Annotated in this window: 22 protein-coding genes; 8 read left to right on the top strand and 14 right to left on the bottom strand. The window is 72.2% G+C overall.

Features of this window, described 5'->3' with window-relative positions:
• Positions 1 to 55 precede the first annotated feature (55 nt).
• The 9 genes from ABZ842_RS29230 to ABZ842_RS29190 all read right to left on the bottom strand — a co-directional run bounded on the left by ABZ842_RS29230 (position 56) and on the right by ABZ842_RS29190 (position 5,374).
• The gene (locus ABZ842_RS29230) at positions 56 to 2,227 is read right to left on the bottom strand and encodes an ATP-binding protein (protein WP_361543137.1); all 2,172 of its coding nucleotides are present in this window, start codon (positions 2,225 to 2,227) and stop codon (positions 56 to 58) included.
• Positions 2,228 to 2,324: 97 nt separating this feature from the next.
• Entirely contained in the window at positions 2,325 to 2,543 is a 219-nt protein-coding gene (locus tag ABZ842_RS29225) for a DUF6257 family protein (RefSeq protein WP_361543136.1), read from the bottom strand.
• 85 nt (positions 2,544 to 2,628) lie between these two features.
• Entirely contained in the window at positions 2,629 to 2,973 is a 345-nt protein-coding gene (locus ABZ842_RS29220) for a hypothetical protein (RefSeq protein ID WP_361543133.1), read from the bottom strand.
• 21 nt (positions 2,974 to 2,994) lie between these two features.
• Entirely contained in the window at positions 2,995 to 3,381 is a 387-nt protein-coding gene (locus tag ABZ842_RS29215) for an RRQRL motif-containing zinc-binding protein (protein ID WP_361543130.1), read from the bottom strand.
• Positions 3,378 to 4,202 (bottom strand): protein spdB, encoded by an 825-nt coding sequence (locus ABZ842_RS29210; protein WP_361543216.1) that lies wholly within the window; start codon positions 4,200 to 4,202, stop codon positions 3,378 to 3,380. The genes ABZ842_RS29215 and ABZ842_RS29210 overlap by 4 nt, the downstream gene beginning before the upstream one ends.
• 41 nt (positions 4,203 to 4,243) lie before the next feature.
• Positions 4,244 to 4,516, bottom strand: coding sequence for a DUF6303 family protein (locus tag ABZ842_RS29205; protein ID WP_361543127.1), 273 nt, complete (start codon positions 4,514 to 4,516; stop codon positions 4,244 to 4,246).
• Positions 4,513 to 4,788 (bottom strand): DUF6284 family protein, encoded by a 276-nt coding sequence (locus tag ABZ842_RS29200; protein ID WP_361543124.1) that lies wholly within the window; start codon positions 4,786 to 4,788, stop codon positions 4,513 to 4,515. The genes ABZ842_RS29205 and ABZ842_RS29200 overlap by 4 nt, the downstream gene beginning before the upstream one ends.
• Positions 4,789 to 4,868: 80 nt before the next feature.
• Entirely contained in the window at positions 4,869 to 5,066 is a 198-nt protein-coding gene (locus ABZ842_RS29195; RefSeq protein WP_361543121.1) for a hypothetical protein, read from the bottom strand.
• Between the two features lie 110 nt (positions 5,067 to 5,176).
• Positions 5,177 to 5,374 (bottom strand): hypothetical protein, encoded by a 198-nt coding sequence (locus ABZ842_RS29190; protein ID WP_361543118.1) that lies wholly within the window; start codon positions 5,372 to 5,374, stop codon positions 5,177 to 5,179.
• Positions 5,375 to 5,976: 602 nt separating this feature from the next.
• Between ABZ842_RS29190 and ABZ842_RS29185 the strand changes: the two genes are divergently transcribed.
• Positions 5,977 to 6,735, top strand: a complete 759-nt coding sequence (locus ABZ842_RS29185; protein ID WP_361543115.1) for a GntR family transcriptional regulator — start codon at positions 5,977 to 5,979, stop codon at positions 6,733 to 6,735.
• A 40-nt stretch (positions 6,736 to 6,775) separates the two neighbouring features.
• Positions 6,776 to 7,312, top strand: coding sequence for a GNAT family N-acetyltransferase (locus ABZ842_RS29180; RefSeq protein WP_361543112.1), 537 nt, complete (start codon positions 6,776 to 6,778; stop codon positions 7,310 to 7,312).
• 678 nt (positions 7,313 to 7,990) lie between these two features.
• Here ABZ842_RS29180 and ABZ842_RS29175 read toward each other — a convergent pair.
• A complete protein-coding gene (locus ABZ842_RS29175; RefSeq protein WP_361543109.1) occupies positions 7,991 to 8,542 on the bottom strand; it encodes a MarR family transcriptional regulator in 552 nt (183 codons plus the stop codon).
• Positions 8,543 to 8,606: 64 nt separating this feature from the next.
• Between ABZ842_RS29175 and ABZ842_RS29170 the strand changes: the two genes are divergently transcribed.
• Both ABZ842_RS29170 and hemC read left to right on the top strand, forming a co-directional pair.
• Entirely contained in the window at positions 8,607 to 9,356 is a 750-nt protein-coding gene (locus ABZ842_RS29170; protein WP_361543106.1) for an SDR family oxidoreductase, read from the top strand.
• 88 nt (positions 9,357 to 9,444) lie between these two features.
• Positions 9,445 to 10,380 (top strand): hydroxymethylbilane synthase, encoded by a 936-nt coding sequence (hemC, locus tag ABZ842_RS29165; RefSeq protein ID WP_361543103.1) that lies wholly within the window; start codon positions 9,445 to 9,447, stop codon positions 10,378 to 10,380.
• Between the two features lie 96 nt (positions 10,381 to 10,476).
• Here hemC and ABZ842_RS29160 read toward each other — a convergent pair whose 3' ends face one another.
• Entirely contained in the window at positions 10,477 to 10,776 is a 300-nt protein-coding gene (locus ABZ842_RS29160; RefSeq protein ID WP_361543100.1) for a hypothetical protein, read from the bottom strand.
• A gap of 121 nt (positions 10,777 to 10,897) precedes the next feature.
• Between ABZ842_RS29160 and ABZ842_RS29155 the strand changes: the two genes are divergently transcribed.
• Entirely contained in the window at positions 10,898 to 11,260 is a 363-nt protein-coding gene (locus tag ABZ842_RS29155) for an arsenate reductase family protein (protein WP_361543097.1), read from the top strand.
• Positions 11,261 to 11,280: 20 nt separating this feature from the next.
• Here the strand turns inward: ABZ842_RS29155 and ABZ842_RS29150 are convergent, their stop codons facing one another.
• On the bottom strand, positions 11,281 to 12,165 hold the full coding sequence (locus ABZ842_RS29150) for a Gfo/Idh/MocA family oxidoreductase (protein ID WP_361543213.1): 885 nt from the start codon (positions 12,163 to 12,165) through the stop codon (positions 11,281 to 11,283).
• A gap of 243 nt (positions 12,166 to 12,408) precedes the next feature.
• On the opposite strand from ABZ842_RS29150, the gene glnII reads away from it, so the two are divergent.
• Both glnII and ABZ842_RS29140 read left to right on the top strand, forming a co-directional pair.
• Complete coding sequence (gene glnII, locus ABZ842_RS29145; RefSeq protein ID WP_361543094.1) at positions 12,409 to 13,428, top strand: glutamine synthetase; 1,020 nt, start codon at positions 12,409 to 12,411, stop codon at positions 13,426 to 13,428.
• Between the two features lie 435 nt (positions 13,429 to 13,863).
• Positions 13,864 to 14,487 (top strand): winged helix-turn-helix domain-containing protein, encoded by a 624-nt coding sequence (locus tag ABZ842_RS29140; protein WP_361543091.1) that lies wholly within the window; start codon positions 13,864 to 13,866, stop codon positions 14,485 to 14,487.
• Between the two features lie 60 nt (positions 14,488 to 14,547).
• Here the strand turns inward: ABZ842_RS29140 and ABZ842_RS29135 are convergent, their stop codons facing one another.
• Positions 14,548 to 16,020: a PepSY domain-containing protein gene (locus ABZ842_RS29135; protein WP_361543088.1), complete on the bottom strand. Its 1,473-nt coding sequence runs from the start codon at positions 16,018 to 16,020 to the stop codon at positions 14,548 to 14,550.
• 45 nt (positions 16,021 to 16,065) lie between these two features.
• Entirely contained in the window at positions 16,066 to 16,914 is an 849-nt protein-coding gene (locus ABZ842_RS29130) for a hypothetical protein (RefSeq protein ID WP_361543085.1), read from the bottom strand.
• On the opposite strand from ABZ842_RS29130, the gene ABZ842_RS29125 reads away from it, so the two are divergent.
• On the top strand, positions 16,913 to 17,905 hold the full coding sequence (locus ABZ842_RS29125; RefSeq protein ID WP_361543082.1) for an NAD-dependent epimerase/dehydratase family protein: 993 nt from the start codon (positions 16,913 to 16,915) through the stop codon (positions 17,903 to 17,905). The genes ABZ842_RS29130 and ABZ842_RS29125 overlap by 2 nt on opposite strands.
• The last annotated feature ends 27 nt before the right edge of the window (positions 17,906 to 17,932 follow it).

Genomic DNA, 17,932 nt, shown 5'->3' with positions numbered 1-17,932 from the left:
GGGGGTGAGGGAGTTCTCCCTGCCTCCCTGGCTCGGGTGGGGGTGCCTCCCTGTGTCAGGAAGCGGAAGCGGAACCGCTGTCGTCGTCGCGTGCGGAGAGCGCCTGGCGGATCCGGTCGCGGGCGATGGCCATGCGGCCGTCGGACTTGTAGGGCTCGGCTCCGGTGCCGTCGAGGGCACGTTTGAGGTCGATGAACGACCAGCCGCCGTACGTCGTCTCGTCCAGAACGGCGAGGCGCTTGAGGACGTCCTGGGTCAGGACGCGGGTGTCGTCGCCGATGACGCCCGCGATGTCGGCGAGGTGGTCGGTTTCGACCGGCGCGACCGTGGCGGTGCGGGTGGTGACGCCTGCCCGGCGGGCGCGGATCCGGTCGGCGATCACGTCGGCGTCGTCATCGCTGATGTAGTGGGTGCGGATGGTGATGGCGGGCTGGCCGGGAGCGAGCTTCACGCCGTCTCCCGCGACGACGAGGGTGCCCTTGTCGAGTCCCTGCCGGAGCTTGTGGGGGGCGGCCCCAGCGTCGACCGCCGCGTCACCGATCGCCATCCGGGCCTGCGACTCGGTGCCCAGCACCAGCGACGCCCGGATGTGGTTGCCCTCACGGGAGCGCTTGGGCAGGTTCTCGTTCGTCGGGTCCTGGGTGCCCTCCCAGGTGGTGACGTTCACCGCTCGGCCCTGGTCGTGGATCGCCTTGACCGCCTGAAAGTAGCGGGACGTGGCCTTGGCGCCGCCGTAGGGGCGCTTGTCGTCCCCGATGGCGCCGGACCCGTACGCGACCTGGGCTTCATCGCAGATGAGGACCAGCGGCGGGAACACGCTGCCCTTCGGCGCGAGCAGGCGCCGGTTCATCTCCTCCACGCCCTCTTCCATCATCTCTGTGGCCTCGATGACGTGGTCGTCGGTGGGCCCTTGGACGAGGACGGTCGCGATCCCCTCCGTGCACTGCCAGTCGCCCACGCCCTTGAGGTCGGCGATCCGGAGTTCGACGCTGACGTCATGGGCCAGCCAGAGGACGAGAGACCGTAGCGACGCGGTCTTGCCCTGGTTGGACAGGCCGGTGATCAGCATGTGGCGCTGGTGGAGGCTGATCAGGGCGGCATCGCCACGCAGGTCGAATCCCCACGGGGCGCGGCCGGTCTTATAGTCGGCGGTCGTCGTCTCGTCCAGGACGAGCGGGCTCGGGCCGATCGGCTCATCCAGCGCGCCCGAGTCGGCGATCCACGCCCGCACCGTCCGCGCGGCCGGGGCCACCGACAGATGAACCTCGTGCTCATGGCGGCCCAGGTTCTCCGCCAGCTTCCGCCGCCGGGCAAGGACTTCCTCCGTGCTGCACCCGCTCGGCAGCAGGATGTCCACCTCCACGCCGCAGCCCGCCAGCACGATCGGGCCCAGCATGCTCGCGCCCGCGTCGCCCATCTCCTTGATGGCGCCCCGTAGCGCGGGCACACCGAGGTCACGCAGGGCTTTGACCACGATGGACGGGGTAATGGGCTCGCTGTCCGTCGTGCGGGAGGTCGCGGGCAGAGCCCACTGCGGGGCCGCCTGCCGATGCCGGCCCACGGCCCACAGGCCGGCCAGCACCAGCCACGGCCCCATCGCCACGGCGGGGCCCCAGACCACGGTCACGATCACGACCAGCAGCCGCACCAACTCGACGATGGCCAGCGCGGGGGTGGCGACGTCGGACGGGGTTTCGGTGGCGATGGCGAGCGCGATACCGAGGAGGAGCAGACCGCCCGCGCCGGCCACCGTGCCGTACGCGGCGGACCGCGCGACCCGCTCAGGGGAGGTGATCAGGTCCATCCGCCGCTGATGCCGCGCAGCCCGAAACGCGCGACCGCGCTCCTCCCACTCCGCCGCCGCCTCCATGTTCCCCGCTGCCTCAGCGGCGCGGATCATCCGTTCGTACCGGGCGGCGGTGCGTCCGTCCCACGCGCGGCGGGCCACGATCCGCCCCCCGCCCAGCACGTACGAGCTGTGCCGGATCGCCAACCGGGCCGTCGTGCGGGTGCGGTCGTGCGTCACCGCGGCCCGGACCGCGCGCCCGGACCGTACCCACAACGGCACGGCCACGTCCGGACCCTGGGCCGACCCGTCGGCAACGTTCGGGGTGTTCTCGGCAGGGGCGGGCTTGAGGAGGGACACCGGCCCGCCCGCACGGGTCCGGTGCTCGTTCAGGTCGTGGACACTCCCCATCACGGGTGCGTCCGCCGTCGATTCCGTCATGATGGAGTTCTCCGATCCCGCCCCGCGGGCGGTCGATAGGGGAATGGGCCCCGGGGCGGCCAGTGCTTGCCGGCCGTCGGCCGTCCCGGGGGCGCATCTACTGCTTCTTGCGGGCGGCCTTCGCCTCGCGCTCCTCGCGCTTGCGGGCGCCCTCGATAATGCGCTCGACTTTGCGTTCCAGGTCGCTTTGGTCCACGACGCCGCCGCGGACGCGGTCATCAGCCAGGCCGCGCTTTGCCATCCGCAGGACGTACCAGCTCACCTTGGCCTTTTCGCCCGCGGTCAGCTTCGGCTCACGCTCTTCGATCCGTGCCATCGCAGGTCCCCTCTCCGGGCCGGGGCTGTCCCAGCTCCCCGCCCACCCCCGGCCCAGGTGCGGGCGAGGGTGGACAGGCAGCCGGTCAGCGGCGCTTCTGGCCCTGGTTGGTGCGGAGTTCGCGGACCAGGAGCAGGAGCACGACGCTCCCGCCGGCGACCGCGAGCGCGGTGACGGCGATGGCGAGGAACATGCCGACGGCGACGGCGCCGCAGGCGCACACCGCGCCCGCGATGGCGAGTACCTGACCGGTGCTCCGACGCGGCCGGGCCGGCTGCTGGGTGTGCTGGCAGCCGCAGCCGCCGCCGTGTTGCTGGGCGACTTGCGCGGCTTGAATCGCGGACAGCATGAGGGCGAACTGTTCGCCCTGTCTGGCCGCTGCCAGGGCGTCCGCGGACGCCCTGGTGATCTCACCGGTGTTCTCGTTCACGAGCGCTCCCTTCTGAACTGGTCACGCGGCGGCCTGAGCGTCGGGAAAGGCACAGGTCACGCACACCCCGAGAGAAGTGGGGATGCAGTACGAGTAGGTGATCTGGCAGCGGGGGCAGGTGCGGCGGGCGAGCATCGCTAGCGCCAAGGCGCCCCACTTGCGCGACGTCATCGGCCGGACCGGCTTGGCGTGGTCGATCCGGTAGAGGTACGCGACCGTCACACCCCCGCGGCGCCGGCGGGAGCGGCGCATCACCTGCGCGGAGACAGGTTGCCCGCCGGGGCGCAGCCCCTTGGCGCGGAGTTGGCGGCGGGTGGCGTAGCCGTCGGGCGCGAGGCGCCACGGGTAGGTGGGGATGCCGTGCAGGGCGCCACTGGGGTCGTAGCAGCGACCGAACGCGGGGCTCACGACGCGACCCGCTTCCACGCGGCCCGGAGCCGGGTTTCCCCGGCGGCGTGGCCGGCGGCCCGGAACTGCTGGGCCATGTCGCGGTAGGACAGGGGCGGTGTGACGCTGTGACGGATCGCGTCGACAAGCGCGTCGAGGTCGTCATCCGTGAGCCCGGTGCCGGTCTCCAGCGCGGGGGGTGTCACCGGGTCGACCGGGCCCCAGACGGGGAGTTCCCAGACGGGTGCGACATCGGGTGTGACGGGGGCTGTCACGCTGGTCAGAGCGGTGCGGGCGTCGCCCTGTCGGGCTGTCTCCAGCGCTCCCCACGCGGCCGTGAGGGTCTGCGCGGTACGGGCCTGTACGCGTGCGACACGTGCCCCGGCGGCCGTCACGGCCGTCAGTCGGGTCTCTTCGGTGGCGGCTTGGGCGGCGAGCTGGGCGCGGGCGACGGCGGCGCTGTCCCGCGCGTCCTGCTGGATGCCTCGGATCGTGCCAAGGGCCGCCGGGGTCAGTGCCGTGCGCTCCCACATCGAGTGGACCAGCCACAAGAGCTTGGCGGCGATGGGGAGCCAGGCGACGGCCAGCCACGCGGCAGGCGACGCCTCGGTGAGCGCGTGGCCGACGAGGACAGCGGTCGCCACCAGGCCGAAGGCCCAGCCGACCACCGTCACCAGGAGAGAGCGGTCGCCCTGGGCGGCGAGGCGGCGTTCGTACGCCAGCACGGCGAGCCAGCCGCCGTCGATCCCGAGCCCGACCACGAGCGCGATCGGCCACGGCACCACGGCCCCGAGCCAGATCATCACCACGGCCAGCGTCAGCACCATGGAGACGGCGGTCATCGCGACGGCGGGGGCGGCAGTCGCCGCCGACCGGCGGGCGCTCACGAGGCACCGCCGATCGGCCGCACGTCGACGCGGGCGGACAGCTCAACCTGCTCGGTCGCCGTCATCTGGTCTTCGTCCCAGCGCCACGCGCCGCCCGGGGGCAGCTCGTAGCCGAGAGCGGCCAGCGCCGCGGCCCGCTCGGCGATGGTCGGCACCGGGGCCGCCCGGTCGAAGTCGGCCACCGGCCAGTCGTCCACCCGGCCCGGGCCAGCGATGTACAACTCCCACCTGCCCAGACACGTCTTGCTCAGCGTCGCCGTGTACCTCACGCGGCATCCCCGGCCAGCCCCGCGTCCGCGGTGTGGTTGGCCAGGTTCCGACGCGCGTGCAGCACGCGGGTCAGGGCCCTACGCAGCCGGCGCTTGTCCAACTCCGTCGGCGTCCGGTCCAGGGTGACGATGTAGGCGTCCAACTCGTCCACCTCGGCCAGGATCACCGGCAGCTCGGCTTCGATCGCGTCCAACTCCGCGCCCGTCGGCTCCAGCCACGGCGCGAACGCGGTGGCCGCGTCAGCGATCGTCAAATCAGGGACAATGCCCATGGGTCGTGCTCCTCTCAGGTGGAACGGCCCGAACAGCACCCCCGGAGTTGCCTCTCCGGGGGTGCGCCGTTGTGGTGTGGTTAGCGACTGAGGCGCTTCTGTACGCGCTGAAGGTCCTCGGTGGACATGGAGGCGGCCAGCTTCCGAACGGCGGCCTCGCCCCCGTGCCTCGCGGCCTGAATGAGAGCGTCGGCCTGGCCACGGGTCTGGACGCTCTGGGCTGCGGCCTGCACAACCTGCGCCGCCACCTTGGTCGAGAACTTGTCGATGTTGCCCATGAGAGATCCCCTCGAACGGTGAGTGAGTGGTGGTGCGTGCCCCGGGTCGGATCCGATCCGACACCTCACGGCTGATCCGGGGCGGTGCGCTGCGGGAGCTCCCGCAGCGGCTACTTCACGGGCGCGCAGTCGACGCAGGTGGCGTCGTCGCACAGGTCGATACGGCCCAGCCGCAGCGCGGTCGTGACCTTGTTCGCGGCCCGTCGGCTGCGCTCCCCGCCGACCGTCACGACCACGGCGTGGATGCGACGCGCGGCCCGCTCCTTCAGGCACGCACCAGCAGCGGCAGACTTCGTCATTCCGAACATCAGGAACCCCCTCAGGCGGCCCCGGGACCATCCCGGCTCCCCTCGGCCCCGTCCGTACGACCAGATCGGCCGGACGGACGGAGGAGGCAACCGCCGGCTTTCACCGGCGCTCCGTTGCCACGGAGGCCGGTCCCGAGCCGGGAGCGGGTGCGTCATCGTCACTGCTCTGACGCCAGCAGGGCGGCCGTGTGCCAGATGGCACCTGAGGGGCTGACCTCCCGAAAAGGGAGGGATGATCCCCGCTGGTGTTCTCCAGCGCTGACACACGAGCAAGGTGTGCCGCCGACGGCCCTAACCCGGCCGCCGCAGGGACGGGGACTTCCACCCCGCCGTTCGTTCGAACACTCTGTTCAGTTCTCAACCAACCGGCACTCCCGGACGGGTGTGGAATCCGCTTCCGGATCCCGCTTTCACGGGACCCACCCGGGGCGCTTGCCTGGACAGACATGTACGGATGGACCGTACGTGACACCCTCTCCCACTTGTCTGGAGGAGTGCCGTGACATGAGATTGCCCGATGGCGGCTTTGCGAGTCAAGCCCTCTGGTCTAACTTGTATGGAGGAGTCGAAGAAGAGGAGATGCGATGCCCATGCGACGAGGCATGACCAAGTCCCAGGAAGTGGCCTATGACCTGCGGGAACAGATCCTCTCTGGGGAGCTGGGAGGTGGCGAGGCGCTTCCCAGTGAGTCGAAAATGATGGGCCAGTACGGCTACAGCCGCGAGACGATCAGGGCAGGCGTCCGCGTTCTAGTCGAAGAAGGACTGGTCGTGACGGGGCAAGGCCAAGGGAAATATGTCCGCGAGGACTACCCGCCCGTGGTGTGGAACTGGACGACGCTGGAGAGCCGGAGCCGTCACGCCAACGCGGTCGAGGGGCAGACCGCCGGCGACCAGTGGGCCAGCGCGGTCACGGAGGAGGGGAAGACCCCTCGACAGGACATCAGTGTGTCCATCGTGGAACCTCCACCCCACGTACGCGAATGTCTCGCCCTCCCCGAGGACGGCTTGGCCGTCGCGCGAAAGCGCACCCGCTATGTGGACAATCGGCCCTACGCCCTTGCCGACTCCTACTTTCCCCAGGAACTTGTGGTCGGGACACCCCTGATGGAGCCCCGCGACGTTTCGGCGCCCGGCGGCATTTTGGCGTCCGTGGGGCTCGTGCAGGCCAAGTACCGAGATGAGATCTCAGTCCGCATGCCGACTCGGCAGGAGGCAGAACTCCTTGCCCTACCAGCAGCGACACCAGTCGCAGAGCACACAAGAACCGGCTATGACTCGGACGGTCGTCCCCTCCGTTGCATGGTCACCATCCTCCCCGGAGACAGGCACAAGATCCTTTATGAAGTCAGCACGGACTGAGTACCTTCGCCCTGCGGCGGCGGATGACATTCCCGCCCTGATGTCCCTGCGCACAGAGGCGGAAGCTTGGTTGCGGACCAAGGACACCGACCAGTGGAGCGACCCTGAGACTGGCGAACGGGCCATCGCCAAATGGCACACCAGTATCGACGAGGGACGCGCCTGGGTCGTCGTCGACGACCAGGGGCAGGCGCTAGCGACCGTGAGCCGCGGTGCAGTCGACCGTGACTTCTGGATGGACACCGACCATCCAGAATCGGCGCTTTACCTGTACAAGCTGATCGTCGCGCGTGCCGCTTCTGGGCGGCATCTCGGCGTCCGGGTCATCGACTGGGTGTCTCGGCTCGCCGAGTTGGAGGGGCGGACCTGGGTGCGTATCGACACATGGCGCACGAACACGGGGCTGCACGCTTACTACGAGCGATTGGGGTTCAAGCATGTCCGCACCGAAGCACCGCCTCACCGGCTCTCGGGATGGCTTGCGCAACGGGCTGCCGGTGACCTGGCCATGCCCGATGACCTCTTGACCGTGCACCCTGATTACAGGTGGCGGGAGGGTCTGGCCGGACGTAGCTGAGGGGGCATCCGCGAAAGCTGATGGTCTCAGCCCTAAGTCTCAGTCCCCGTTTACCCGTCGTCGGAACCGACACGGGCACCGGTTCACCGCGCGGGGCCGCCTACGGGCCGTCCGAGGGGAACCAGCGACAACCCTTGACAACCAATGACAACCGCTCCGCTGCACGTCATCCAGCCTCTCTGATCCAGCGCCGCAGGTGACGAAGAGGAAGCATCAGTTCTTCGACATCTAAAACGCGGGTCGGGTTCGCCCGACAACCGTCGGTACGGTCATGAGGGCCGCCGCCTCCTCCGGGAGGCGGCGGCCCTCCGCCTTTGGACCGGCCTTCCGAAACCGCCTTGACTCCGATCCACCGCCCGAGCGAGCTGCGTCCGGATCCGGAACGCTTCGATCCGTCGCGTTCGGTCAGCGCTTCTTCCGCTTCCTCTTCTGGGGTGGCGTCCACACTCCCCGATGGAGTTGACAGCGGGAGTAGCCGACCATCGCCGGGTTCTGACACGGTCTGCCGGTCGTGGTCTCCGTCGATCCGCATTTGACTTGCTTGCCCATGCGCCCTCCCCGTCGCTTCGATGCCTTGTCGACATCGTCGGGGACGGGCACGCCGGGCGTCCGCGGAACACTTCGCTTCGGCCGGAACGAAGCCCTGCGCGACCGAACAGCGGCCGGCGGGGCGGTGCCTCACGACTCGTCGCCCACCTGTGAGACCCGGGTGTCGCCCACCGCCTGCTGCACCGTGTCGAGCAGCGCCGTCAGGAGGGCCGCGAGTTGGGACTGTTGGTCGGGCGGGAGGGCGGCCAGTAGGGCGGATTCGCGGGTGAGGACGCGGCCCACCGTGGATTCGACCAGTGCGTGGCCCGCGGGGGTGAGGGCCACGTCCACCGTGCGGGGGCGGCCCTGGGGGCGGGTGCGGGTGACCAGGCCGTCGGCTTCCGCGCGGGCCACGCGTTGGGAGATCGCGCCCGCGGTGACCAGCGCGCGCCGGCTGAGTTCGCGGGTGGTCAGGGTGTACGGGGCGCCGGCGCGGCGCAGCACGCTCAGCAGGTCGAGGGTGGCGGGGTCCACGCCGGCGCCCGTGAGGACCCGGCGGCGGTCGTCGCCGAAGAGCTTGGCCAGTTGCCACAGCGGGGTGACGACCCCGATCGAGGAGACCGGGACGTCGGGGAGTTCCCGTGCCCAGGCGTCCGCGATGTCCTGGGCCGATGACTGCGTCGGAGGGTATTCGCTTGCCACGGCGCCTCTCACTCAGGTTATGTTTAGACCTGAATTTAGATCTGAACGACTTGGAGGCCAGCATATGTCACGCACGATCCTGATCACCGGCGGCGGTACGGGCATCGGCCGCGCCCTCGCGGAGCACTTCGCCGCGACCGAGACCGGCGGCACCGTCGTCATCACCGGCCGCCGGGCCGGGGTGCTGGCCGAGGTGGTGCTGAAGCTCGCGGACGGGGCGGGCGAGGCGGCCCACGTCATGGCGTTGGAGTGCGACCACACCGACCCGGCCGCCCTGGAGCGGCTGGTGGCGCAACTGCCGGAGCGCATCGACGTCCTGGTGAACAACGCGGGCGGGAACACCGACTTCGACGCCGACGGGGCGTCGGACCTCGCCGCGTACGCCCGGGACTTCCGCGCCAACCTGGACGCCAACCTGGTGAGCGCGGCGCTCACCACCAAGGCGGTGGAGCGGCGCCTCGCCGTGGGCGGCTCGGTGGTGAGCATCGGGTCCATCGCCGCCGACCAGGGCGCCGGTTCGTACGGGGCGGCCAAGGCGGGGCTCGTCGCGTGGAACGTGAGCCTGGCCGGGGAGCTGGGGGCGCGGGGCGTCACGGCCAACGTCGTTTCGCCCGGGTACACGGTCGACACCGAGTTCTTCCGGGACAAGCTGGCCGACGCGCGACGCGACGCGCTGGTGGCGTCGACCGAGACGGGGCGGCCTGGGACGCCGGCGGACATCGCCGGTGCCGTCGCCTTTCTCGCCTCCCCCGCCGCCCGTCACGTCACCGGGCAGGTGCTGCACGTGAACGGCGGTGCGCACAAGGGACACTGAGGCTCCCCTCGGCCGTACGGCTGTGCCGTGGGCCACGCGGTGGCCGAAGCGCACGGTCCACCGCGTTCGAACCCCTAGGGTGTTCGCCATGTCCGTTCCCGAGCTGATCCGCATCGTCACCCGCTCGTCCCCGATGGCCCTCGCCCAGGTGGAGCGCGTCCGTACCGAACTCGCCGCGCTGCGACCGGAGATCCGTACGGAGGTCGTGCCCGTCACGACCTCCGGCGACCGGTGGATGGGCGACCTCGCCAAGCTGGGCGGCAAGGGCGCCTTCACCAAGGAGGTGGACGCGGCGCTGCTCGCCGGGGAGGCCGATCTCGCGGTGCACTGCGTGAAGGACGTGCCCGCGGACCGTCCGCTGCCGGCCGGCACGACCTTCGCCGCCTTCCTGGCGCGGGACGACATCCGGGACGCCCTGGTGCACCCCGACGGGCTGACCCTGGACCAGCTCCCGCCCGGCACCCGGATCGGCACCTCGTCCGTACGCCGGATCGCCCAGCTCGCCGCCTCACACCCGGAGTTGGAGTGCGTCCCGATGCGGGGCAACGCGAACCGCCGGCTGGAGAAGCTGGCGGCGGGGGACGCGGACGCCCTGCTGCTCGCCGTCTCCGGACTGGAACGCATCGGGCGTACGGACGTGATCAGCGAGGTGCTGTCGGTGGAGGCGATGTGTCCGCCGATCGGAGCCGGGATCCTGGCGCTCCAGTGCCGGCAGGACGACGTCGAGACCATCGACGTGGTCAGCGAGCTCGGCGATCCGAACGCCTACCGGGAGGCGACGGCGGAGCGGATGTTCCTCCATGTGCTCCAGGGGCACTGCAACTCCCCCATCGCCGGGTACGCCACGGCCGAGCGCGGCGGTGAGCTGTCGCTTCGGGCGAAGGTGTTCACCCCGGACGGCAAGCGGGTGTTGAACGCGCACGAGTGGGCCGGCCCGCTCGACCCGGCGACGCTGGGCACCTCGGTGGCGGTGGCGCTGCTGCGCCAGGGCGCGCGCGAGCTGATCGACGGCATCGCCCACTGACGCCGCTGACGCCCGCGCCACCGACCGCGCCGGCGACCACCGGGACGGCCCGCGCCCCGCGGGGCCCCGACCACCGGGACCCCGCGGGCAACCGCCTCAGCGGCCGTAGCGGATCAGCGCCCTGACCATCCGGCAGGTGGTGTCCGACGGGGGGTGGATGCCGAGCTCGTCCGCCGTCGAGCGGATCCGCGCGTTGTCCGCCGTCGTCGGGTGGTAGACCCCCGAGTCCAACAGGGCTATCGCCAGCCGCATCGCCTTCAGCCGACGGTTGTGCGTCACGTACCACTCCCGCGGCCGACCGGCCGGGAGGGGCTTCTTCGCCAGGGGCGCGTACTGGGTGTACTGGGCGGTGCGCCCTGCTTGAACGGGCTTCCTCATGAGTCTGGATACGGCCATCGACAACCTCCCGTTGCGGTGGCGGGACCATCCCGAACTAGTGTTCATTCTACGGTCCGGCACTGACAATCGCCGCTGGCCAGACGGCATTCCGGGGTGGTTTCGGCGGTACGGTTGCGGCATGGAGATCTGGATCAATCCCGCCTGTTCCAAGTGCCGCAGCGCCCTCACCCTCCTCGACGCCGAGGGCGCCTCCTACACCGTGCGGCGCTACCTGGAGGACGTGCCCTCCGCGGCCGAGATCACGGAGGTGCTCGACCGGCTCGGGCTTGAGCCGTGGGACATCACCCGCACCCAGGAGGCCGCGGCGAAGGAGCTCGGCCTCAAGGACTGGGCGCGCGACGGGGCGTCCCGCGAGCGGTGGATCGCCGCGCTCGTCGAGCACCCCAAGCTGATCCAGCGCCCGATCATCACCGCCGACGACGGAACGGCCGTGGTGGCGCGCACCGACGACGCGGTGCGCGACGCCATCGGCCGCGGCTGACGCGGGACTCGGCGGGCGGATCAGCCGAGCTGCGCCTCGGCCGCCGCCAGGACCTCCGTGAGCCGCAGCCCGAACCGTATGTCGCAGTCGTGCGCGCGCCCCGTCCGCGCGCTCTCCACCAGCGCGTCGACGGCCGAGCCGAACGACGCCACCGCGTCCCACGTCTCGGTCAGGCTCACGGCGCCCTCCTCGCCGACGAACTCCAGCCCGACCCCCTGCGCCCGCGCGGGCGCGCTCAGGGTGAGGGTGACGGTGCTGGACGCCCCGCCGGCGTGCCGCAGCACCAGGTGGACGGTGTCCGCGGGGCCGCGCGCCGCCGTCACCTCGGTGACGTCGCCGAGCACCGGGACCAGCGCGGCGAGCGCGTGCGGGCCGAGGTCCCACAGCCCGCCCTTCTCGCGCCGCCAGGGGGAGGCCGCGTACGGGCTGTCGGAGTCGGCCGCGAACAGGGACCCGTACCAGTGGGTCCGACCGGTGAACCAACCGCCCTTCGCCGCCTGTTCGGCGAGCCAGTCGCGCGAGGCCCGGGCGAACCGCATCGTGCAGAAGACGAGCGAGGCGACCCCGGCGCGCGCCACCGCGTCCGCGGCCTCCCGCGCCGCGGTCGGGTCCGTCGCGACGGGCTTGTCGAGCAGCACGTGGCACCCGGCCCGCGCCGCGCGCCCCACCAGCGGCGCCTGGACGTCCGGCGGTACGGCGAAGGCGACGGCGTCGCACACCGCGAAGAGCGCGTCGATGCCGTCCTCGCCGGTGAGCGCGGGCACCCCGTACCGGCCCCCCAGCGCCTGCGCGGCCTCCTCGCGGCGCGCCCACACCCCGGCGAAGGCGACCCCGTCGTGGCCGCCGAGCGCGGGGGCGTGCGTCCGCTCGGCCCAGGGGCCCGCCCCGACGAGCCCGACGCGCATCGACGAGGTGGGGGCCGTCCCGGTGACGGCTGAGGCTGCGGCTGCTTGCGGCTGCGATGTCATGGCCCCAGTCTGCCCACCGCCCGCCCCGGGGATCCTGGGATCCGGTGGTTCCGGCTGCCGTAACGGGCGTTACACGGGCGACGCAGGGCGTAACACGGGGTTCACAACCGGGCAACGGCCGGGAAATCGCCCATTGCGAAGCTGTCGGACATTCCGCAGCACCCGCAAAGGATGAGACCCGTGACCTTCAAGGCTGAGTACATCTGGATCGACGGCACCGAGCCGACCGCGAAGCTCCGTTCCAAGACGAAGATCCTGCCGACTGGGGCGGAGCTGCCCGTCTGGGGCTTCGACGGGTCCAGCACGAACCAGGCCGCGGGCAACGCGTCCGACTGCGTCCTCAAGCCGGTCTTCTCCTGCCCGGACCCGATCCGCGGCGGTGCCGACCTCCTCGTGCTGTGCGAGGTCCTGGACACGGACATGAACCCGCACCCCTCCAACACCCGGGCGCAGCTCGTCGAGGTCGCGGAGCGGTTCACCGAGCAGGAGCCGATCTTCGGGATCGAGCAGGAGTACACCTTCTTCGAGGGCGACCGTCCCCTCGGCTTCCCGGTCGGCGGCTTCCCGGCGCCGCAGGGCGGCTACTACTGCGGCGTCGGCGTGGACGAGATCCACGGCCGGGACGTGGTGGAGGCCCATCTGGAGAACTGTCTGACGGCGGGGCTCGGCATCTCCGGAATCAACGCCGAGGTCATGCCCGGCCAGTGGGAGTTCCAGGTCGGCCCGCTCTCCCCGGTCGAGGTCGCGGACCAGCTGTGGATCGCCCGCTGGCTGCTGTACCGCACGGCGGAGGACTTCAAGGTCTCGGCGACGCTCAACCCGAAGCCGGTGAAGGGCGACTGGAACGGCGCGGGCGCGCACACCAACTTCTCGACGAAGGCGATGCGCGAGTCGTACGACGCGATCATCACCGCCTGCGAAGCGCTGGGCGAGGGCTCCAAGCCGCTGGACCACGTCAAGAACTACGGCGCGGGCATCGACGACCGGCTGACGGGGCTGCACGAGACGGCGCCGTGGAACGAGTACAGCTACGGGGTCTCGGACCGGGGCGCTTCGGTGCGGATCCCGTGGCAGGTCGAGAAGGACGGCAAGGGCTACATCGAGGACCGCCGGCCGAACGCGAACGTCGACCCGTACGTGGTGACCCGGCTGATGGTGGACACCTGCTGCACGGCGCTGGAGAAGGCCGGGCAGGTCTGACGACACCCGCCGAAGGCAGAGGATTCGGCCACATGTGTGAGGGGCGTCCGCCGTTGAACGGCGGGCGCCCCTCGCGTCGTTGCCGCAGTGCGCGGGCATCCGTCCGAGCCCGCTCGGGGCGCCGAACCCGGAATGAGCCATGCCGCGCGAGTGTGACGAGATCGGCGTCTCGGTCCGTGAGAGAGGCCCTGCTTCGCGGGGCGTTCATCTGATTCAATGAGCCCATGGCCGGCTACCAGAACTCCGTGACGGGTCCCAGTGACCTGGAGCCGTTCTGGCCTTCCCGGCAGCACCACGACTTCGACCGGGTGTGTTGCCGCGCGCAGAACGCGCGGGCCCACTAAAACCGGTCGTCCGGCCTTCGGCCAGCGCGCACGACGTACGTCCGTCCCATCGACTCGTCGACTCCTCCGCGCGAAAGAGAGCTGACCTCTCATGGCGAACCCCGCTCATCCCCGTACGTTCTCCGCGGTCCAGGCCGCGGCGCCGGCCGCGAACCGCACCGTCCAGGCGCCGGTCCGGCCCGGTGCGCTGCCGCCGTCGGCCCGGCCGGCGCGGCACCGGCTGCGGGCCGTCTCCCCCGACGAGGTCGTGCCGCTGGGGACGTTCCGCAGCGTCGCCGACTTCCTGCCGCCGGGGGCCACCTGGCTGCCGGCGCCGCAGCACAACGTGCCCGCGGTGGCGGGCCGGCCGCCGATGGTGGGCTATCTGGTGCTCGTACCGGCCGACCAGCAGCCGGCGCCCGTCGCCGTGCCGGCGGCCCGGGCCGCGGAGGCGGGCGGTCCGGTGCGGATCGACTCCGTGGAGCGGGTGGCGCTGGTGGACGACCGGCCGCTGGACCTGACCTATCTGGAGTTCGAGTTGCTGGCGCACCTGGTGGCGCATCCGCACCGGGTGCACTCGCGGGACCACCTGGTGACGACGGTGTGGGGGTACGGGCACGTCGGCGACGGTCGTACTGTCGACGTCCACGTCGCCCGGCTGCGCCGCAAGTTGGGCGCGGAGCACCGGCACTCGATCCAGACCGTGCGCCGGGTGGGGTACAAGTACGCGCCGTGACGGCGCCGCCCGGTCCGGGCCGGGCCGCCGCGGTGGCGGTCCGGCACGGACGGGTCGACGTCAGGCGCGTCTGCTGCGGGCCGCCGCCCCCAGGGCGAGGTCCACGACCAGGAACGCCGCCAGGCTGATGCCGAGCAGCGGCACGAACCAGCCGATCAGCACGGTGAGTGCGGCCAGCGCGAACAGCAGGGCGGGCGGCACCCGGCGCCAGGTGCCGCGCGGGACGGGTCGGCCGCCGGTCAGCGCCCGGCCCCTGGTGGGCCTGCGCTGCCACCACATGCGGTAGCCCCACACGATCACCAGGATCAGGGCCAGGGCGAGGGCCGCCAGGGCCAGTTGGTTGGCGAGGCCGAGGAAGACGCCCATGTGCGCGTCGATGCCGAAGCGGGTCAGCTTCGCCAGCACGGGGTAGTCGGCGAAGCGGAGTTCGTCCATGACCCGGCCGTCCGCGGGGTTCACGGCGACGGAGTCGAGCCGGACGGGGAAGGTGGTGTCCGTCTCCTTGACCACGTAGCCGGTGGCGTCGGTGGGCAGGGTGACGGCGAGCGGGCCGTCGATCCCGGCGGTGCGGGCGGCGGCCAGCGCGCGGTCGATGCCGACGTCGGCGCCCTGGTGCGCGCCGCCGGTGCCGCCGCCGTGGCCGGCGTGCTCACCGCCGCCGCCCGACGCGCCGTCGAGGCTCGCGGAAACGGCCGGGGTGGCGCCGCCGAGTTGGTCCTGGACGGCGCCGATGTTCTCGCCCGCGTACCGGGACCAGGTCAGTCCGGTCGCGGAGAGCAGGACGAGCCCGACGGCGGCCCACAGGCCGACGGTGCCGTGCAGGGACAGGGTCCTGCGGCGGCCCTTGGCCTTGCGGTCGGGGACGAACAGGGCGCGTCGGGCGGTGCGGCGGCGGCCGATCCACAGGGCGAGGCCGCCGAGTGCGACGACCCACAGCCAGCTCGCGGCGAGTTCGCTGTAGTGGCGGCCCGCATCGCCGAGGTGCAGATCGCGGTGGAGCTCGTCGAGCCAGGTGCGCAGCGGGAGGGCGCCGGAGCTGCCGTACGAGGGCAGTTCGCCGCGTATCTCCCCGGTGTGGGGGTTGACGAAGACGGCGAGCGACTTGCCCTCTTCGACGTCGGGCGCGTCCATCAGCACCCGGGTCGTCGCGCCCCGCTCGCTGCTCGGCCACACGGCGGTGACGGTGGCGTCGGGGCGGGCTTCGCGTGCGGCGGCGACCTGGTCGGAGAGCGGGAGGAGGGCGCGGGAGCGGTCGCCGTCGGGGACCGTCAGCTCCTGCCGGTAGACGATCTTCTCGGCCTGGAACGAGAGGGCGTAGAGCAGTCCGCTGACGGCGGCGACGAGCAGCAGCGGGGCGATCAGCAGTCCGGCGTAGAAGTGCAGCCGTAGGACGAGGGGGCGCAGTGCGCTCCAGCGGGAGCCGGTCGCGGCTTCCTGTTCGGCCGCGGCTTGCTGCTCGGTCTCGGTGGTGAGCGGGGGCTCGGGGGACGGTCGGTCTTCTCTGCTGCCGGGGGCAGGTGTGTCGAGGGACATGGCGATCCTGGGAGTCGATGACGACAGGGGGAAGCGACCCCCGGGTCAGACGGCTGCTCCAGGGGCCGTGGCGCGGGTGCTCGGCGGCCCGAAGGGGCGGGCCGAGCCGGCGGCGGGCGGGCCGCGGCGCACCAGGCAGTGGGCGATGAGTGCGGCGTGCGGCCGTGCGAGCGCGGTGGAGCGCCGACGGGGTGCGGTGCGGCTCCGCGCCCCGTCCGGGGCGGACGCGAGGGCGAGCAGCAGCCGCAGCGGTGTGAAGGCGAGGGCGCCGACGGCGCGGGCCAGTTGGAAGAAGGCCGCTTCGCCGCGGGCGAGCCACAGTGCGCAGATCGCGGCGGCGAGTACGTGGGCGAGGAGCATCCCGTACCCGCCGGTGAGGACGGACGGGTCGATCAGCGCGGGCGCGGGGTCGGGCGGGAGGCCGTGAGGTCCGGGCCCGTCGGCGGGTGACGGTGCGGGCGGCGGGTGGTGGGGTTGGGTGCGGGCGAAGAGCAGGTGCAGCGCGCCCTGGCCGGCGAGCAGGCCCGCGCCGATGGCGTACGGGCCGCGACGGCGGGCGGCGGCGAGCCAGCCGAGGACGGCGGTGCCGGCGAACGCGGGCGCCAGCGCGGCCGGCGGGAGGTCGTGGCCGGAGGCGTACGCGTGCCCCGCGGCGGACAACGCCGTACAGACCGCCGCGAAGAGTGCGGCCCTCAGGGCGCGCAGCGGCGGCCGGGCGGATGTCACATCCGCACATGCTGCCACCCCCGTCCCGGCAGCGGGAGGGGGCGGGGTGTTCTCCTGCTGGTTGTTGCCCTGCGGGTCGCTGCCCTGTGGCGCGTTCTCCCGTGGCGCGTTCTCCTGCGAGCGGAAGTCCTGGCCCTGGGGCGGGTCGGCGCGGCAGGGTCGGGTCATGAGGCTTCTGATCTTGGGTGGTACGGAGTTCGTGGGGCGTGCGCTCGTCCGGTCCGCGCTGGCGCGGGGTTGGGACGTCACCGTCTTCAACCGGGGCAACAGGCCGGCGCCGCAGGGGGTCACCGCGCTGGTCGGCGACCGGACGGCGGCGGACGGCCTGGCGGCGCTGGCCGCGGCGCCCGAAGGGTGGGACGTCGTCGTGGACACCTGGGCCGATGCGCCGGTGGCGGTGCGGGACGCGGCGCGGCTGCTCGCCGGGCGGGCCGGGCGGTACGCGTACGTGTCGAGCTGTTCCGTCTACGCGTGGCCGGCGCCGCCGGGCTCGGACGAGTCGGCGCCGCCGGTCGAGGGCGCGCCGGACGCCCGGGACGTGCCGTACGCGGAGGCGAAGCGGGGCGGCGAGTTGGCGGCGGTGGACGCGTTCGGCGCGGACCGTTCGCTGTTGGTGCGTGCGGGGCTGTTGTTGGGGCCCTGGGAGAACATCGGGCGGCTGCCGTGGTGGCTGGCCCGGATCGGGCGCGGCGGAACGGTCCCCGCGCCGGGGCCGGCGGACGCGCCCGTGCAGTACGTGGACGTGCGGGACCTGGCGGAGTGGACCCTGTCGGCGGCGCAGGCCGGGCTGAGCGGCCCGTACAACCTGGTGGGTCCTCCCGGGACGGCGACCTTCGGGGACGTGCTCGGCGAGTGCGTCGCGGCGACGGGCTCGGATGCCGGGCTGCGGTGGATCGCCCCGGAGCGGGTGCTGGAGGCGGGGATCGAGCCGTGGACGGACCTGCCGCTGTGGGTGCCGCCGCGGCAGGCCCCGGACATGGCGGGGGCGCTGTACTCGCTGGACGTGTCGAAGGCGCTGGCGGCGGGGTTGGAGTGCCGGCCGCTGGCGGAGACGGTGGCGGACACGTGGGAGTGGTTGGAGACGGTCGGCGGGGAGGTCCGAGGGAAGCGGGGCACGGGCCTGTCGGCGGAGCAGGAAGAGGTGTGGCGGGGGCTGTGAGGGTCTCCCCCGCACGGCCCCCGCACA

The sequence above is a fragment of the Streptomyces sp. NPDC047315 genome (assembly GCF_040643215.1).
Taxonomy (GTDB): domain Bacteria; phylum Actinomycetota; class Actinomycetes; order Streptomycetales; family Streptomycetaceae; genus Streptomyces.
This window is presented reverse-complemented; position numbering and strand designations above follow the sequence as displayed.

Bases quoted from the DNA above. Each gene is read 5' to 3' on its own strand.
- ABZ842_RS29230 (WP_361543137.1), bottom strand. From the start codon at position 2,227: ATGACGGAATCGACGGCGGACGCACCCGTGATGGGGAGTGTCCACGAC.
- ABZ842_RS29225 (WP_361543136.1), bottom strand. From the start codon at position 2,543: ATGGCACGGATCGAAGAGCGTGAGCCGAAGCTGACCGCGGGCGAAAAG.
- ABZ842_RS29210 (WP_361543216.1), bottom strand. From the start codon at position 4,202: ATGACCGCCGTCTCCATGGTGCTGACGCTGGCCGTGGTGATGATCTGG.
- ABZ842_RS29200 (WP_361543124.1), bottom strand. From the start codon at position 4,788: ATGGGCATTGTCCCTGATTTGACGATCGCTGACGCGGCCACCGCGTTC.
- ABZ842_RS29195 (WP_361543121.1), bottom strand. From the start codon at position 5,066: ATGGGCAACATCGACAAGTTCTCGACCAAGGTGGCGGCGCAGGTTGTG.
- ABZ842_RS29190 (WP_361543118.1), bottom strand. From the start codon at position 5,374: ATGTTCGGAATGACGAAGTCTGCCGCTGCTGGTGCGTGCCTGAAGGAG.
- ABZ842_RS29185 (WP_361543115.1), top strand. From the start codon at position 5,977: ATGACCAAGTCCCAGGAAGTGGCCTATGACCTGCGGGAACAGATCCTC.
- ABZ842_RS29180 (WP_361543112.1), top strand. From the start codon at position 6,776: ATGTCCCTGCGCACAGAGGCGGAAGCTTGGTTGCGGACCAAGGACACC.
- ABZ842_RS29170 (WP_361543106.1), top strand. From the start codon at position 8,607: ATGTCACGCACGATCCTGATCACCGGCGGCGGTACGGGCATCGGCCGC.
- hemC (WP_361543103.1), top strand. From the start codon at position 9,445: ATGTCCGTTCCCGAGCTGATCCGCATCGTCACCCGCTCGTCCCCGATG.
- ABZ842_RS29160 (WP_361543100.1), bottom strand. From the start codon at position 10,776: ATGGCCGTATCCAGACTCATGAGGAAGCCCGTTCAAGCAGGGCGCACC.
- ABZ842_RS29155 (WP_361543097.1), top strand. From the start codon at position 10,898: ATGGAGATCTGGATCAATCCCGCCTGTTCCAAGTGCCGCAGCGCCCTC.
- ABZ842_RS29150 (WP_361543213.1), bottom strand. From the start codon at position 12,165: ATGCGCGTCGGGCTCGTCGGGGCGGGCCCCTGGGCCGAGCGGACGCAC.
- ABZ842_RS29140 (WP_361543091.1), top strand. From the start codon at position 13,864: ATGGCGAACCCCGCTCATCCCCGTACGTTCTCCGCGGTCCAGGCCGCG.
- ABZ842_RS29135 (WP_361543088.1), bottom strand. From the start codon at position 16,020: ATGTCCCTCGACACACCTGCCCCCGGCAGCAGAGAAGACCGACCGTCC.
- ABZ842_RS29125 (WP_361543082.1), top strand. From the start codon at position 16,913: ATGAGGCTTCTGATCTTGGGTGGTACGGAGTTCGTGGGGCGTGCGCTC.
- ABZ842_RS29130 (WP_361543085.1), bottom strand. From the start codon at position 16,914: ATGACCCGACCCTGCCGCGCCGACCCGCCCCAGGGCCAGGACTTCCGC.